Here is a 16,523-nt window from a genome sequence, read left to right as displayed (position 1 = left end):
GCTTGCCCTCTAGAGGGATACTCAGCCCCGCAGCCATTCGGTGCTGCCGCCAGGCCTGTCGATCAGCTCGATGCCCTGGGCCCTCAGGCCATCGCGGATGCCGTCGGCCGTGGCGAAGTCGCGGGAGGCCTTTGCGGCCTGACGCTGTGCGATTTGGACTTGGATCTCGGCGTCGCTGGGGCCGGAGCTGGTGCTGCTGGTTTTGGCCTCGGTTTCGCTCTGGAGGCCGAGCACTCCGGCCAGCTCCAGCAGCAGCTGCCCCTGATCCACCAGCTCTGGCGCCCGGGCCTCAGCGGCCGCGCTGGTATCACCGCGCTCCAGCCGATTGGCGAGGGCGCGCAGGGGCTTGGCCAGCTCGAACAGCACCGCCAGGGCGGCGGCGGTGTTGAGGTCGTCGTCCATGGCGGCGGCGAAGCGCTGGCGATATGCGGCAAGAGCCGGGGGGCAGGCAGGGTCGGAGCCAAGCGTCAGTGTGCTTGCCAGGCCCAGGGCCGCGTTGAGGCCCTTCCAGCCGGTGGCGGCGGCCTCGAGGGCTTCGGCGCTGAAGTCGAGCGGCTTGCGATAATGGGCCTGGAGGGTGAACAGGCGCAATGTCATCGGCGTGATGCCGGAATCGAGCAGGGCGCGGATGGTGGTGAAGTTGCCCAGGGATTTGGACATCTTCTGGCCGCCCACATTGACCATGCCGTTGTGCAGCCAATAGCGGGCTAGCTCGTGGCCGGTGGCGGCTTCCGACTGGGCAATTTCGTTTTCGTGGTGGGGAAAGATCAGGTCGGCGCCACCTAGGTGTATGTCGATCGTGTCGCCAAGCTCCTCGCGCACCATCGCCGAGCACTCGATGTGCCAGCCGGGCCGGCCCGGGCCCCAGGGCGACTCCCAGCTGGGTTCGCCCGGTTTACTGCCCTTCCAGAGGGCGAAGTCGAAGGGGTGTTGCTTGCGGGCCTCCTCTGCAGTCGCCACCCGGCCGGCGGCATTGTCCTGCTGCTCTGCCAGGTCGCGGCCACTCAACTTGCCGTAGCCGGCATGCTTCATCACGGCGAAATAGACATCGCCATCGGCGCTGTAGGCGGCTCCCTTGGCTTCCAGCTCGGTGATCAGGCTGCGAATGGCGTCCAGGCTTTGGGTGGCCCGCGGCATGCGATCCGGCGGCAGGATGTTTAGCCGGGCCATGTCGGTCACGAAGGCCTCGATGTTGCGCTCGCTCACCGCCTGCATCGAGCTGCCCTCCTCAGCGGCGCGACCCAGGATCTTGTCGTCGATGTCCGTGTAGTTCTGCACGAAGGTGACCTGGTTGCCGCACCAGATCAGGTAGCGGCGCAGCACATCCCAGGCGATGTAGCTGCGGGCATGGCCCAGGTGGCAGAGGTCGTAGACCGTTACGCCGCAGCAGTAGATGCTCACCTGGCCGGGCACCAGCGGCTCAAACGGCTCAACGCGGCGGGTGAGGGTGTTGGTGAGACGCAGGGTCACGGAGCCTGGACGGTGCTGGGGCGATCGTGCCACAGGCCCCACGGAAGGAATATCAGTTTCTAGTCGGCCTCAGAACAGGCCTCGCCAGGCCTCCGGGTTGCGGTTTTCCTGACGCCAGCGCGCCAGGTTGGCTCGATCGAGGCCGAACAATTGCACCAGCTCTGCACCCGGGGCCACTGCCGCAATGCTGTGACGCCTCTGGACAAGATCCAGCAGCGGCAGGCGATAGGCCCCTCCATCTACCAACAGCAAATCGATGGGCCGGGCCGCATGCTCTCGCTCAACGGCCGAGACCAGCCGCTCGAGGCTGTCGCAGAAACCAGTGTGGGGCCGCCGCGGGTGACGACTGTCCGGCATGGCCACGGCCCTCAGGCCGTAGGGATCGACGCTGTGGTCATTGAACAGGCGGAAAGCGCGGCCGCTGCGGTGTTGCTCCAACACCGGCTCCCAGTCCCAGCCTACGTAGACCACCTCGCGGCCTCCCAGGCGCTCCAGTAGCTCCAGCAGTGCCGGACGCTGCTGGAGGACCGGCAGGTAGCCGGAGCGCTCCGTCAGCAGCTGGATGAGCTGCAGCAGGGGCGGAGCGCTGAAAGTCTGTTCGTCTGCCCAGAGATGGGCACGCTGCAGGCTGGCCAGGGCGCCCTCACGCCAGCGCTCCAGGCAGGCTGGACCGGCGGCAGTAGAGGCGTAGAACCCGGCATCACGATGGAACAGCCGCAGGGATTCGAGCGGATTGGGCTCCAGCTCGCGCGCCTCTGGAGCCGCTGCACCCCAGAAGTTGCTGTTGTGGTGGTTGCGGCGCAGCTGGGCCAGGAGCGAGTCGATCGCACAGCGGGCCTCATCGAGCGACTGATGCCGGCTGGGATCGCAGTCGCTGAGAACGGCCAGCTCGAGTGGATCGAGCCGCACCTGCAGACCGGTTGCCGGCTCGCCGCCGCAGCCTGCGTTACTCAGCAGGCTGCTGGGTTGCCGGCGGGCGTGCAGCTGCCCTGGCCCCAGCAGACGATGCCAGGCATCCAGCACCGCGGGCAGCCGCTGGAGCTGCCGAAGCGGCAGCGTTCCTCCCAGCCGCCAGTGGTGGCAAAGGGATTCATAGAGGCTCGAGAACGGTTCCCGCAGCTCCAGTTGCTGCAGCCAGCCCCCAGCCTGCGCCCGCTGCACGGGATCGCGCATGGCCGTGAGCCAGGGGTCGGGTGCGACGCCCGAGGGATCGTCCAAGAGTGCGGCGATGTTGAGGTCCAGCCGGGGGCCTTCCCGGCAGAGCATCGCGGCGCCGGGGACGCAGGCCAGCCCGATGCGTACCGGCCGGTTGGGGTCTGCGTCTAGCAACCACTGCTCAACCTCCACAGCTAGCTGGCTCGGCGGCCACAGCCTGCTGGGTGCGCAGGCCGCCGCGGCCGGTTTGGGTTCGCGCTTCGGTTCGCCTGCGCCTACCTCAGCGGGCAGATCAGCGGGTAGTGGCTCCTCCGGCGGCGGCACGGCCGGTTCGGGGCCGGGATCGGCTATCGGGTTTACGCCCAGCTCCTCGCAGGCCTGGACCAACCAGGGGGGGACGGGATCGAGGCGATGGGCGGCACGGCCGAACAGATGGTTCGCACGCTCGATTCCCTCGCCACTGGCCTTATGGCGCTTGCGCCAGTAGATCCCGCCGTAGACCAACAGGTGGGTGTGCATGCCCGCCAGCCTTGGCGGCAGCTGGGCCGGCGTGCTGAGCAATCGATCGAGCAGCGTGCAGAGCTGCCAGCAGAGATCGGATCGCTTCGGTTCGGCTAGGGGGGTGTCGCTGTTGATGACCAGCAGTGGATGCAGGGCGTCGGTGAGGCCGGCGATAGCCGCGCCGGTCTCCTTCCAGAAGGCCTCGGCGCCCGAGGGGTCCAGCTGGGCAAGGTCTGAGACGGCGCCGATCAGGGCCGTGGCCTGATCTAGAGCCTCGCTCCATTGACCCTGCTCACGCGCCTCACGCAGTTTCTCGAGGCACAGGGCCGCAACCTTCCCTTCCCGCCAGAGCCGTTCCTCAGGGCTTTCCCAGACAAAGTTCTGCAGCCGTGGGTTCCCCATCCGCATCCAGCGGTTCACCTTGTTCAGTCTTGAGAGATTCTCGCGCCTTTGCAGGGTCCCTAGCCTGGAAAGCCCCGGGACATGGCGTCCTGAAGTCCCCGTGAGCGAGACCTTCCCCCCCCACATTCAGGCCTGCATCAGAGGTGACTGGGCTGGGCGCTTCGATGGCTTCGGCCCCGATGGACAGCTGCAGGGATGGGCGTTCAACCTGCCCCTCACTGCCCATGGCCGAGCCATGGAAGTGGAGCTGTGGCTTGAGGACCTGCTGGTTCCGGGCTCCGCGCAACGCCTGGCGCTGGTTTCGGCGGATCAGATGCGCCTGGATCTTCAGGCGGTAGATGGCCTACCGCTTTGCGGATTTGAACTGCGCGGCCCACTGGTGCTGATGCCACCGGAGCGGAGCACGGGCACGGTGGTGCGGGCCCTTTTGCGGCACGAGCAACAACTGCAGGAGCTGCCCGGCAGTCCGCTGCGGCTCGATCCGGATCGCTACCAGCAGTTTCTCGGCCTCTGCCACCGGGGCCCGCGTGGGCCCTACGGCCTGCACCCCATGGAAGGATCCTGGATCCATGGCTGGGCTCCGGCTGCTGCGACGGTGGAGTTGTGGATGGACGGCAGCCTGCTCGAGGTGCTGTCGGCGACAGAGGAAGGGGGCATCCATCACCTCTTGCCCGGCGCGGCCTGCGATGGCCGGCTTCACCACCTGCAGCTCCGCTTAGCGGGCGGTGAACCACTGGCTGAGCGGTTGGAGTACACCCCCTTTCTGTTGCTGCCCTGGGCGGCGCTGCTGGAGCACGGTCAGCCGCCACTGCCCTATGGCTTCGAGCCGATGGGGAGGGAGCGGCACCGCTGTCTGGCGATCGCCCTGGAGCTGGCGGATGCCGGCCTGCGGCCTCTGTCTGCGGACTTACCGCGTCTGCAGCGACTTCTGTACGGCCCTCTGGATCTGCCCTGCTTCGCTCCGCCGTTGCCCTTGCCCACCTGCGAGACACCGCTGGTCTCGGTTGTGGTGCCGGTGCATGGGCGTCTGCCGGTGACCCGACGCTGCCTGGCGGCGCTCTGCTACGCCCCCACCACCGTGGCGTTCGAGGTGATTTTGGTCGACGACGGCTGTCCGGAGGACAGTGCCGCTGTGCTCGCCCAGGAGGTGCAAGGTCTGCGGTTCGTGCGGCATGAGGTTGGCCGCGGCTTCAATCAGGCCTGCCACAGCGGAGTCGCCGCCGCTCGGGGCACGTTCGTCGTGCTGCTCAACAACGACACTGAGCCGTGCGCACGCTGGTTGGAGGAGCTGCTTGATCCCTTCGATCGCTGGCCTGACACGGGCCTAAGTGGTGCCCAGCTGGTCTACCCCGATGGACGGTTGCAGGAGGCTGGCGGCATCATCTGGGGTAATGGTGATCCCTGGAATTACGGCCGCGGCGGTAACCCCTACGAGCCGAAAGTCGCCTACGCCCGTCAGGTCGATTACATCAGCGGTGCCGCTCTGGCCATTCGCCGTGAGCTCTGGGATCGTATCGGCGGTTTCAGCCCTGAGTTTTGCCCGGCCTACTACGAAGACACCGATCTGGCCTTCAAGGTGCGCGAGGCGGGCTTCACGGTGCGTTACGCCCCGCTGGCACGGGTGATTCATCACGAGGGGCTCAGCTGTGGCACCGATGCGGAGGCCGAGCACGGCATCAAGCGCTTCCAGCACCAGCATGCCCCGGTGTTTCGGAGCAAATGGGCGACGGCCTTTTTGCCCTCGGGGGACCCCAGCCATCCAGAAGCGGAACTAATTAAGGATCGCGGCATCGTCGGCCGTGCCCTGTTTATCGATCACGCGCCGCCGCGCCCCGATCGCGACGCCGGCAGTCATGCCGCGCTCGTGGAGATGGACCTGGTTCAGAGGCTGGGCTGGAAGGTGACGTTTCTGCCGGCGAACCTGGTCTGGCTGGGGGGCTACAGCGAGGAGCTGCAGCGACGGGGAATCGAGTCGATCCACGCGCCCTTCTATCTCGCCGTGGAGCAGTTTCTGCGGGAGCGTGGCGGTGAATTCGACCTGATTTATCTGACGCGATACACCACCGTGCGCGACCAGCTGGAGGTGATTCGCCAGAGCGCGCCCCGGGCCCGCCTGTTGTTCTGCAATGCCGATCTCCACTATTTGCGAGAGATCCGCCAGCTGCGGGCGGAGGCGCTTCAGGGAGAAGCGCTGCAGCTCGCCCTGGAGGGGGTCGAGGAGACCCGTCGCCAGGAACTCGATGTGATCGCCGCTGTCGATCTGACGCTTACTTACAGCGAGGTGGAGCAGAGCGTGATCGAGGCAGAGAGTCGCGGCCAGGCGGCCACCGCCCTGGCTCCATGGGTGGTGGAGACCATCGAGCAGGCTGCGCCGCTGCAAGGGCGGAGCGGCCTGGCCTTTCTGGGGAGCTATGGCCATCCCCCCAATCGGGATGCCGTAGCGTTTTTTCTCGCCAAGGTTTGGCCGCTGCTGCTCCGGCATCACTCCTGGCTTCGTCTCCATCTCTATGGCAGCGGAATGAGCGAGGAGCAACGTCAGGCCTGGGCTGCCGAGCCTGGGGTGGTAGTGGAGGGCTGGGTGGCGGATACGGCCACGGTGTATGACCGCCACCGGATCTGCATCGCACCCTTGCGGGCTGGAGCCGGCCTGAAAGGCAAGGTGGTGGGGGCGCTGGCCCGGGGCGTGCCGCAGGTGCTCAGCCCGATGGCGGCTGAGGCCACCGGCCTGCGCGATGGGGTCGAATTCCTGCTGGCGGACGCGCCGGAGGACTGGCTGCGTCAGGTGGGACGGTTGCTCGAGGACGACGACCTCTGGCAGGCGATCAGCACTGCGGGACTGGCCCATGCCCGTAGCCGCTACAGCCGTTCCCGCGGTCTGGCGCGGATGGCAGCCGCCTTTCGACAGCTGAACCTGCCTGTGCTGGAGGGGAGGTCGTGATCGAACCTGAGCAGCTCAGCGGCGTGCCGCTCGAGGCCAGGATTGCGTTGGCGGCCGGACGGCCCCTGCTCACCGTTGAGCACACCAACAGACTGCTGCAACGCCATGGACTAGCCCGGCTGCTTGCGGAGGCCGTGGTACACGAGAGCGTGGCGGCCACGGTGCCGTTGACCGCAGAGGAGGAACACCCCCTGATCCGGGCTGCCCTCGAGCCGGAGGGCGTGGAGGGTGAGGAGGCACTGGTGGCCTGGCTGGAGAGCCGCGGCTGGAGCTTTGACGATCTGCGCGCTTGCGTCACCCTGCAGGCGAAGTTGCGTCGCTGGCGCGAGTGGCGCTTCAGTGGTGAGGCGGAGATCCGCTTTCTGGAACGCAAGTCCGATCTGGATCGTGTCACTTACTCGCTGCTGCGGGTTAGTGATGCCGATCTGGCCCAGGAGCTCCATTTCCGCCTCCGCGACGATGGCGCCGATTTCGCGGCCTTGGTGGAAGCTTTTTCAGAAGGTTCCGAGAAGGCCACCAAGGGCCTGATCGGACCGGTGGCGGTTAGTGCTGGTCACCCTGAATTGGTCAGACGGCTACGCGTCGGCACCCCTGGGCAGATCTGGCCGCCGTTCCAGCTGGCGGACTCCTGGCTGCTGATTCGGCTGGAACAGCGGTTACCTGTGCAGCTGGATCCGTCCATGGTCAGCAGGATGGTGATAGAGCTCTTCGACCTTTGGGTCAAAGAGAGGGTCGATCGCTTGTTGGAGGGAGCGGAGCTGCCGCCAGTGCCGCAACCCCCATCCCCCGCCTGACCTCTCCATGACGTTTTCATGACCTATTCATGACCTCGGCTCCCGATTCGGTTGAACCAGCCCAGAACCCTGTCCATGACGCTGGCCTGGAACCCGGACTGCTGCTGCGCGGCTTCCGGCCCTTCGACCGATTGCCCCCCGAGACTGCTGCGGCCCTGGAGCCACTGCTGGAATTCAGGCGCTATCGGCTGGGGCAGATGGTGCTCCGTGCTGATGTGATGCCGGAGGGACTGCTGCTGCTGCGCTCGGGCACGCTGCGCTCGCTGGCCAGCGATCCCATCAGTGAGGAGCTGCGCACGATCGACCAGCTCCAGCCAGGCGCGCTTGCCGGCTGGTGCGGCCTGGTGCGCGACGAACCCTGTGAAGAGTTGCGGGCTTCCTCCGAGGTGGAACTGTTGCTGCTGCCCGCGACCGCGTTCCGCAACCTGCTCGATACCCACGAGACCATGCGGCAGTGGTTCGGGATCGCCTTGCCGGCAGCGGAGCTGTACAGGCTGCTGGATGCCCTGCATCGCCAAGAGCCCCACTGGCTGCCTGCGCTTCAATCCTGGCCAGCGATCCGCGAATGCGCGCGGGTGCGGAGTCTGCTGCCTGGGGCAGGGCAACCGACCGATCTGTCCCCCGATCTGCGCTGGTACGTGAGTAGGGGTGGCAGCCTGGCGCAGCCCTGGTCTTCGAGCCAGGCGGCGCCCTCCCCACCCTCCGGCAGCGCCTGGCTGAGGGTGATTGGTTTGCCTCCCGATCTCGATCAGCTGGGGGCTGCGGTTGGGGACTCACCCTCACTGGTGATTGGCCAACCGGAGCTGGAGCTCCCGGAACAGTACGAAGCGATGGCCCATGCCACGGTCGAATCCCATGCCGTGATCGTGGATACCGGGGATGGGATGACCGGGCCTGCTGCGAGCGGGCTATCGGAGGGGGCGTATGCAATGTCGCCCCAAGAGCCTGCGGCAAGGGCTCCAGGGCCGGGGGAGCTGCGATTGCCGCGCGCCAGCGGTCCCAGGGATGTGCCCATGGCGCTGGTGGTGGCGCTGGCCCGCTACTTCGGCCTGCCTTTGAATCGCGATGCCCTGCGCGATCAGATCCAGGCGGTGCTGGAGCGTCAGAGCCAGCTCCATCTGGTGAATCTGGGGCAGATCCTCGACAGCCTCGGCCTGCGAGTCGTGCTGACGGAGCTTCCTTACGATCGATTGGGGCGTGCCATCACTCCGGCGGTGCTGTACCGCCAGGGCCACTTCGCCTTGCTGGATGGGGTCGAGGCCGATGGCCGGCTGCGGCTCCTGGAGCCGGAACTGGGTCCCGTGCTCGTGCCGGCGGCCCAGTTGCAGGACGGCCAGGCTGGCCTGGTTCAGCTGCTGCTCCTCCAGCGCAAGCCCGATGCCAAAGAGGAGCGTTTCGGCTGGAGCTGGTATGCACCGTTCCTTCGGGAGCATCGGCGCGCGCTGATCGATGTGCTGGCCCTTTCCTGCATGGTCAACCTGCTGCAGCTAGTGGCACCGCTCGGCCTGCAGGTGATGATCGACCAAGTGGTGCGTCAGAACAGCCTCGGGGCGCTGATCACCCTGGCCCTACTGATGCTGATCGCGGCGATTGTGACCGGCGTGTTCAAGACATTGCGCAGCTACATCTTCACAGATGTGGCTAACCGGATTGATCAGGCCACCAAAAGCATCATTCTTGACCGCCTGGTCAGGTTGCCCCAGTCGTTCTTTGACAGCCGGCCAGTCGGCCAGGTGATGTTCTACTTCAACCAGTTGGATCGTTTGCGCGAATTCCTGGTCGGACAGAGCATCACGACCTTTGTGGATTTTGGCTTCAGTTTCATCTATTTGGCGGTGCTGCTGATGATCAGCCTGCCGCTGACCCTGGTTTCGCTAGCGACCTTGCCCTTGATGCTCGCTCTGGCGGTGATCAGCAATCCGCTGGTGCGCCGCCAGATCAAACGATCGCTGGGGGAGTCGGTACGTACATTTTCCTATCTGAATGAGTCGATAACCGGGATTCAGACGCTCAAATCCCAGAACGCTGAGCTGAAGACCCGCTGGGAATTCCAGAACCGGTACGCCAGTTTCATCGGTGAAGATTTCAAGCTGAAAATCACCCGTGAGGCGCTGACCAACGTCGCTGAATTCATTAACAGCCTCAACGGCATCGTCGTTGCTGGTGTGGGGGTCTACCTGATCATGAAGAACGAGCTCAGCTTTGGTGGCTTCATCGCCTTCCGCATCCTCAGTGGCTACATCACGGCGCCATTGGTGCGTTTGGTACAGACCTGGCAGCAGTTCGAGCAGTCGTCCGCCTCGATCCAGTTGGTGGCGGATGTGGTGGATCGGCCCACTGAACAGAGCGAGCGGGAGGCTCTGAACATTCCGATGCCTCCCCTGCGCGGAGATGTGCGATTCGAGGGCATTGAGTTCAGTTATGGCGCCGATCAGCCACCGATTCTTGAGGGGGTGAATCTGGAGGTGCCCGTCGGATCGTTCGTGGGCCTGGTGGGGGGCTCGGGCAGCGGCAAGAGCACGCTGCTCAAGTTGTTGCCCCGCTTCTATGGCCCCTCGAAGGGCAGGGTGCTGATCGATGGGCTCGACATTGCCAAGCTCGAGCTGTACTCGCTGCGCCGCCAGATCGGCGTGGTGCCGCAGGACAGTGTGCTCTTCGACGGCACGATTCGCGACAACCTGCTGCTGGTGAAGCCCGATGCCGGCGCCGACGAGATGATCGCCGCGGCTCGCATGGCCTGTGCGCACGATTTCATCATGGAGTTGCCCAAGGGATACAACTCCGATGTCGGAGAGCGGGGTGCGGGGCTCTCCGGTGGCCAGCGCCAGCGCCTGGCCCTGGCCCGGGCTGTGCTGCAGAACCCACGCCTGCTGATCCTCGATGAGGCCACCAGTGCCCTCGACGCCCGTACCGAGCGCCAGGTCTGCCTGAATCTGCTCGAGGCGTTCCGCGGCCGTACGGTGTTCTTCATCACCCACCGCCTGACCACGGTGCAACCGGCCGATCTGATCGTGCTGATGGACCGGGGCGCTGTGATGGAGGCCGGCAGCCATCGGGAGCTGATGCGCCGTCAAGGGTGGTACTACGCGCTGTATCAGAGCCAGGTGCAGGAGGCGGCGGTCTGACCATGGCGAAACAGTCCTCCAGCTCCGACAACACCGCGGATTCCTTTCTGGTTGAGTTGTTTGAACGCACCCTGGCCTGGATGCGGGGGAGGGGCGGACGGTCCGCCTCCCCATCCCCCTCGGCCTCGGTCGTTGATCAGGATCTAGTGCGTGTGCGTGTCGATCTGATCGGCAATTCCGGCGAGCCCTCCGCCCTGCCGCCCCCCCCGTCGCTGCCGGCCGCGGGCTCGGTTTCAGGCGGCGAGGAGTACCAAAATCCTTTCCTGCCTTCGAGCCTTCTGGCCCTGCAGGCGCACAAAAACCAGGGCCCCGTCGGGGGTGACTGGCAGTTCAACCAACCCGTGCTGCTGCGTCCGCAGAAGCGCTCTTCGCGGGTGCTGGTTTGGACGATCGTCTGCAGCACAGGTGCGGTGGTGCTGTGGGCCTTTCTGGCCCCCCTGGGCGAGACCATCGCCGTGCAGGGCAAGCTTCAGCCCGGCAGCCGCGTCAAGGAGGTGCAGGCACCGGTGTCAGGTGTGGTGGAGGCCGTTCTGGTCAGGGAGGGTGACAGGGTGGCGGCAGGACAGGAACTGCTTCGCTACGACCTGCGTGAGGCCCGCAGCAAGCTGGCAGCCGCGACGGCGGTGCGCGGTCGCCTGGAGAGCGAAAACCAGATCTATGCCTCCGCCCTGGGCGATCGACTCGCCTCCGGCCTAACGGCCAATCAGCGGGAACAGCTGCGTAGTCAGGCCACTGAACTCACCAGCCGGCGTGAGGTGGCCCTGCAGGAGTTGCGTCAAAGCGAGGAGCGGCTGCGTGGCCTGCGCCGCTCCTACACCGTTTCAGCTGACATCGCTGGCCGCTACAAGGATCTGGTGCGCAGTGGCGCCGCCAGTGAGGTGCAGCTGCTGCAGTTTCTTGATGCCGCTGAGCAGCTGCGCAGCAGGATCGCCGAGGAGGAGCGCCAACTCGCCGGTCTAAGAGCCCAACTGGCTAGCTCTCAGGCTGTTCCAGGCGCCGACCTGCGGGGCCGCATCGAGGCAAATCTGCGCCAGATCAGCCAGCTCGACGACGAGATCCGTCAGGCGAACCTCCAGCTGCAGTATGGCCAGATCAAGGCTGGCAGCTCCGGTGTGGTTTTCGACCTCGATGTCTCCCGCGGCAGCGTGGTGGATGCCGCCACGCCGATGCTGAAGCTGGTGCCCGGGGACGCGCTTGAGGCGAAGGTCTTCGTGCCCAGCAAGGTGATCGGTTTCCTAGAACCCGGACAGTCGGCCGATCTTTCGCTCGATACCTTCCCCGCTGCCGATTACGGCCACCTTGAGGCCACGGTGCTGCGCATCGGCTCCGACGCGCTCACTCCCGATGAGATGAGGTCTGCCCTTGGCGCCGAGGCCACTGGCCTCTACTACCCCACGATCCTGAGGCTGCAGCGCCAGACGCTTCAGGCTGGCCGCCGGCTCATCCCGCTCAAAGCCGGCATGAGCCTGACGGCCGACATTCAGCTGCGCCAGCGGCCCTTCATTGCCATCCTCACCGGGATGTTCTCGGACAAGCGCCGTGAACTGGAGCGGCTGCGTTGATGGAGCCTGGAGGCCGGGGGTTCCTGCCGGAGGATCTGCGGCACCAGCAGCAGCGATCGCTGCTGCTGGTGCGCCTCTGGAGCTGGATTAAGCGACCTCGCACCCTCCTTGCCCTGCTGGCCCTGGTGGATCTGGGGGTGGCTGGGGCAGTCGGGTTATGGACTTCTTCCCTGACCCTGATGGTGCTGGCAGCACTGCCCCTGGTGCTGGCACCGGCCCTGGGCGGCTTGGCTTACTGGCTGCTCTGGCAGGACTTCAACCGCTAGAAAACGAAGCGAGCACTGCGTTTTCCGTGCTCACTTGGCCATTCAGACCGGCGAGCGGCTGCGCCAAAGCTCCAGTTCGGTGAGCACCCAACTCGGCAGCTTTGCCTCGGCGCTGCCGCTGAAGCTGACGCGGCCGGCTGGGAAGTAGAGCACGGCAGCCATCAAGGCATTGAGGCTGCGGGGATGCTCCAGGCTGCCGAGTACGGCTCCCAGCTGCAGGCGCACGGCTTCCTCCTCACTGCTGATCGGTTCTCGGGCGAATCCTGAGGCGATCAGGTTGGCCGTGAGCTGGCCGAAGGGGGTGCGGTAGAGGGCCTCCACCTGGTTTGTCTCCACATCAAGCCAGATCTGGGCCACCTGGCGGCGCTCAGCTGCCAGTTCGCGCTTCACCTCGGCGTCGCCGGGATCAATGGCGTAGACGTTTATCAGTCCTCCCACCCGACCGAGGAAGCCGGCATCGGTGATCAGGGCCATGCAGTCATCCCCCTGCAGCGGGGCAAGATCCGGCAGGGGTGGGGCGTCGCTGCTCGCAATCGATGGCGTCGGTGTTGCCGGCATCTGGCCAGGCAGGGCCGGTCGGTTGCTGCGTTGGCGCAGCTGGTCGGCTAAGGCTGGCTCGCAGCGCTCGGCGTAATCACCCAGCAGCCATCCGGGTATCTGCTGCTTGGCATCGGCGACCCGCAGACAGGCCCGGTCGTAGTAAGGCAGCAGGGCCAGCAACACGTTCGGACTTTCGGGCCGCTCGAAGGAGTCGAGTAGGTAGTGGGTGAGGCTGGCCTTCCAGCCTTCTTCCTGGGGTGTGAGCGGCAGGGCCGGCAGGATGCTGGCCAGCAGCAGTCGGTGGGCCTGGCCGATCGGTCCGCCGTAGAGGCTTTCCAGCTGATCCACCGGCGCGGCCAGCCAGAAGCGGGAGAGACACTCTCGCGAGGCCCGGGCCCCCTCAAGGCTGGCGCGGTCTGGCTGCTGGCTGAGCTGCTGAAAGATATGGATCAGCTGGGTGGCTGACCAGGGGGTCAGCTCAAGGGGACTCGGCTCGGCGCTGGGCCGTGAGTCGGGATCCAGCGAGAGGGCCGGTGGCCTCTCCTGCTTGCTGGATTCCAGCCAGCCGAGACCTAGCAGACGCCGTAATCGACCCATGACCAAGGGATCCTGTTATCTCAACAATCATGGACTGGATCAGCGTCCCAGGCATTGAGCAGGGCATCGATGGCCCCGTGCCAGTCGCCGCTGCGGGGTTGCCGGAACAGGCGAAGACTGCCGTACCAAGGGCAGCTGGAGCCGGCCTCCAGCCAGCGGGGATCGGCGCTCCAGGGCAGCAGGATCCAAGCAGGTCTGTTCATCGCTCCAGCGAGATGGGCTAGGGCCGTGTCTACGCTTACCAGCAAATCGATCTGGTTCAGCATTCGGGCTGAGCCAAGGAAGCTCTCAATGGGTTCAGGTGGGGCCGAGAACGGAAAGCCGAGCGCCTCGGCAGTGTGTGCGTCGGCACCGACCTGAAGGCTCACGACCGAGGCACCCCGCTGCCGCAGGCCCTCCAGCAGGCGCCAGAGCACGACAGGTGGCAGGGTGCGCTTGCCGTACTCCCGGGTTGTGAACGGGTCGTCGAGCTTCCGTCCCGCAGCCCAGCAAATCCCAACCAGCGGCGGCTCGCCTCGGCGCTGACGCTCCGGCCAGAGGGGGTTGTGCAGGTAGGCGCCTTGCGGGCTGACGGTGTCGATGGCCAGATGGTGGGGGAGATCGAGCAGGGTCGGACGCCCCAATCCAGGGGTGGCAACCGTCTGGTGATTGGGCTGAATGTTTGGTGATGGACCATCGCCCACCGCAAGCAGGCGGGGTGGGCATGGCAGCCAGGCCAGGCCCTCCTGCAGCAGCTCCACCAGATTCGGCTCCACCCACAGATCCACGGGCTCCAGTTGACCGGCGGCGTCGCGCTGCTGCACCACCGCGACGAGGAAGCGCAGGAACTGGAAGGTGTCGCCATATCCTTGTTCAGTTTCGATCTCAAGCCGCGGCTGCAGTAGATCCAGCGGTGGGCTGCCCGGAGGGTGATGGCGGCAGGCCATGGCATCGAAGGCCTCACGCCATTGCTGGGCACCCACCAGCAACTGACTGCGGGACCAGCGGTTCATGGCCTCTTCGTTGCTGCCGTAGTTGATCAGGGCCGCAGCCCGTTCCCTGGTCCGCAGGGCTTCCTGCCAGAGGTTTAGGTCCCGCAGGCAGCTCGCCAGACCCCGCAGGCTGACGCTGCTGTCGGGCTGAAGTGCCAGAGCCTGGCGATAGGACTGGGCTCCCGCTTCGGGCAGGTCGGCGAGCCAGAGGGCATTGCCCTGGTTGGCCAGCAGCCGGTGATCCTGGGGATTCTGCTGAGCCAGGGAGCCGTAGATCGCAGCAGCCTCGAGCCAACGTCCCTGCTGCTGATGCAGCGCCGCCAGCTCCAGAAGGGCCAAGTCAGGACCCTGGGGATTGATCGAGGAGATCTCAGCCATGGCCACGGATTGACCTCTGAGACGTGTGCCACCGGATCAGGCGGACAGCTTGGGAGCGGTTTTGAGAATGGACGCGCATGGTCCCGATGGTTCAAGCAAGTTTGCTGTAGGTTGAAGGAGTCCTGCACCACATCTGAGGCAACCGCCAGGTCTCGCAGCCTGACGGCCACGTATCCTCTGAACGCGAACCGCCATGCCATCCTCAACCCTGCCCGAAGGCCAGAGTCTTTATGACTTTCTGAGCGATTCAAAGCCCAACGGCAAAAATGTCTACGAAACCTCTTCGATGCCCCAGCGCACCGAAGACCTCCACAAGACTATTGGCTACCCTCAAGGCCAGCTAAATCGGCTGGAAATTGGGTCGACCGGAAGCCTCCAAATAGATGCCATAACCGGTGTTCCTGAAGTTTCAGGGCCTGCTGATGCCATTGTTCTTGGTCAGAAGCCTGCCACTGCAGGTAAGCCCGACTTGATCGGATCGCCCACTAGAAGCACCGTGGTGACAGCACCGGCCGATTTCCTGAACCCCGTTTCAGGTCTCCCCGATCTCACGCCCAGCTCGAATGGAACCCTGGATCAGATCTTCAAATCCAGCAAGGGCAAGGGCTGAACGATCTTCGTTGTTCTTCCCTTTTCATGCCCGGCTTCGGCCGGGCATTTTTTATGAGTGCACGTCGGCATGGCCATGCAGCAAGATCCCAGCTCGCTGAATTCTCTCCAGGCTCTTGAGTCGGCAGTGGCCAGCTGGCGAGGTCTCGGAGCTCGTTACGGAGGGCAGCTTGCTGATAGCGATTGGCTGTTGCACGGCTCCGATGAGCAGCGGGCCCGAGCGATCGACTTGCTGCTGGAGCTGGGGGAGGTGCAGCGGGCGCGGCTGGCAGTGCTGCAGTGGCTGCTGCAATGGCGTGATGGACTGCCGCTGCACCTGCCCGATCCTCCCGATCCCGATCAGCTGGCGGCGCCGCAGCTCTGGGCCTGTCTGGCGGATGTGAGTGAGCGCTGCAGCGATCCGCAGCTGCCTGAGCTGTTCTGGCAAACCCTCGATCAGCTGAAGCCGGCACCCCCGCCGCAGGGTTGCCTGCCCCTGCTGGGAGTGCCGCTCCTAAATGGCGTGGAGCATCTGCTGGCGTTGCTGGCCAGCCTGGACCTTCCCGTGCAGACCCTGGCCATCGTCGATCAGAGCGGCGATCGCAATGACGAGGAAGCCGTTGCCCTGAGGCGGGTCTTGGTACGGCTTGAGGAGGAAGGCCACCCCAGGGTGGGCCGGGTGCGTGTGGCGCGCCCCTTTGGCAACCTCGGCGTGGCGGGGGCCTGGAACCTGATTCTGCGGAGCTTTCCGGAGGCGTCGCTGGCCCTGATAGCCAATCACGATGTGCGGTTGGCCCCGGGAGTGCTGGCGATGGCCTTGGAGCGGATGGACACCGATCGCCCCCAATTTATGCCCCTGCTGCCTGGCGAGCGGGCTTTCTCCGCCTTTCTGCTCACAGCCCTGGCCTGGGATGCGGTGGGTCTGTTTGACGAACGCTTCTATCCGGCCTACTGCGAGGACCTCGACTACCGGGATCGCCTGCTGGCCTGCCCGGCGGTGGATCGACTGGACGGCAGTTTTGCCCATGCGCCGATGCTGGCCTGCAACCCACAGGAGAGCGCCACCCTGCGCCGGGACCCGACCTTGGCCGCCCAGAACCGGCGTAGCTTTCCCCTCAATCGCCTCTGGTATCTCCATCGCGGGCGGGGCTCCGGCCGTGCCCTGCTCCGCAGCGGTGAATGGCGCCATCGCTGGTTCGGCCGTTGGACCTGAACAGTCGTCGCATCTGAACAGTC

Annotated in this window: 11 protein-coding genes; 7 read left to right on the top strand and 4 right to left on the bottom strand. The window is 65.5% G+C overall.

Going from position 1 to position 16,523, the window contains the following annotated elements; all coding sequences use genetic code 11:
• Positions 1 to 21: 21 nt before the first annotated feature.
• Complete coding sequence (gene cysS, locus KBY73_RS08365; protein ID WP_254936617.1) at positions 22 to 1,470, bottom strand: cysteine--tRNA ligase; 1,449 nt, start codon at positions 1,468 to 1,470, stop codon at positions 22 to 24.
• A gap of 69 nt (positions 1,471 to 1,539) precedes the next feature.
• Positions 1,540 to 3,528 carry a hypothetical protein gene (locus KBY73_RS08360; protein ID WP_254936616.1) on the bottom strand — a complete coding sequence of 663 codons (1,989 nt, stop codon included), beginning with the start codon at positions 3,526 to 3,528 and terminating at the stop codon, positions 1,540 to 1,542.
• Positions 3,529 to 3,628: 100 nt separating this feature from the next.
• Here KBY73_RS08360 and KBY73_RS08355 point away from each other — a divergent pair, with 100 nt between their 5' ends.
• From KBY73_RS08355 to KBY73_RS08335, 5 genes are read left to right on the top strand one after another with little or no spacing between them, the layout of a single operon-like run.
• Positions 3,629 to 6,466 carry a glycosyltransferase gene (locus KBY73_RS08355; RefSeq protein ID WP_254936615.1) on the top strand — a complete coding sequence of 946 codons (2,838 nt, stop codon included), beginning with the start codon at positions 3,629 to 3,631 and terminating at the stop codon, positions 6,464 to 6,466.
• Positions 6,463 to 7,260 carry a peptidylprolyl isomerase gene (locus tag KBY73_RS15055; RefSeq protein WP_254936614.1) on the top strand — a complete coding sequence of 266 codons (798 nt, stop codon included), beginning with the start codon at positions 6,463 to 6,465 and terminating at the stop codon, positions 7,258 to 7,260. The genes KBY73_RS08355 and KBY73_RS15055 overlap by 4 nt, the downstream gene beginning before the upstream one ends.
• A 29-nt stretch (positions 7,261 to 7,289) precedes the next feature.
• The gene (locus KBY73_RS08345) at positions 7,290 to 10,385 is read left to right on the top strand and encodes a peptidase domain-containing ABC transporter (protein ID WP_254936613.1); all 3,096 of its coding nucleotides are present in this window, start codon (positions 7,290 to 7,292) and stop codon (positions 10,383 to 10,385) included.
• A 2-nt stretch (positions 10,386 to 10,387) separates the two neighbouring features.
• Entirely contained in the window at positions 10,388 to 11,947 is a 1,560-nt protein-coding gene (locus KBY73_RS08340; protein ID WP_254936612.1) for an HlyD family efflux transporter periplasmic adaptor subunit, read from the top strand.
• Positions 11,947 to 12,213 carry a hypothetical protein gene (locus KBY73_RS08335; RefSeq protein WP_254936611.1) on the top strand — a complete coding sequence of 89 codons (267 nt, stop codon included), beginning with the start codon at positions 11,947 to 11,949 and terminating at the stop codon, positions 12,211 to 12,213. Before KBY73_RS08340 ends, KBY73_RS08335 begins: the two co-directional genes overlap by 1 nt.
• A 42-nt stretch (positions 12,214 to 12,255) precedes the next feature.
• Here KBY73_RS08335 and KBY73_RS08330 read toward each other — a convergent pair whose 3' ends face one another.
• Both KBY73_RS08330 and KBY73_RS08325 read right to left on the bottom strand, forming a co-directional pair.
• Positions 12,256 to 13,350: a hypothetical protein gene (locus KBY73_RS08330; protein ID WP_254936610.1), complete on the bottom strand. Its 1,095-nt coding sequence runs from the start codon at positions 13,348 to 13,350 to the stop codon at positions 12,256 to 12,258.
• A 20-nt stretch (positions 13,351 to 13,370) separates the two neighbouring features.
• Positions 13,371 to 14,699, bottom strand: a complete 1,329-nt coding sequence (locus KBY73_RS08325) for a glycosyltransferase family 9 protein (RefSeq protein ID WP_254936609.1) — start codon at positions 14,697 to 14,699, stop codon at positions 13,371 to 13,373.
• Positions 14,700 to 14,892: 193 nt separating this feature from the next.
• Here KBY73_RS08325 and KBY73_RS08320 point away from each other — a divergent pair, with 193 nt between their 5' ends.
• Complete coding sequence (locus tag KBY73_RS08320) at positions 14,893 to 15,309, top strand: hypothetical protein (RefSeq protein WP_254936608.1); 417 nt, start codon at positions 14,893 to 14,895, stop codon at positions 15,307 to 15,309.
• Positions 15,310 to 15,384: 75 nt separating this feature from the next.
• On the top strand, positions 15,385 to 16,500 hold the full coding sequence (locus KBY73_RS08315; protein WP_254936607.1) for a hypothetical protein: 1,116 nt from the start codon (positions 15,385 to 15,387) through the stop codon (positions 16,498 to 16,500).
• The last annotated feature ends 23 nt before the right edge of the window (positions 16,501 to 16,523 follow it).

This window comes from Cyanobium sp. Tous-M-B4, from assembly GCF_024345395.1.
Taxonomy (GTDB): domain Bacteria; phylum Cyanobacteriota; class Cyanobacteriia; order PCC-6307; family Cyanobiaceae; genus Cyanobium_A.
This window is presented reverse-complemented; position numbering and strand designations above follow the sequence as displayed.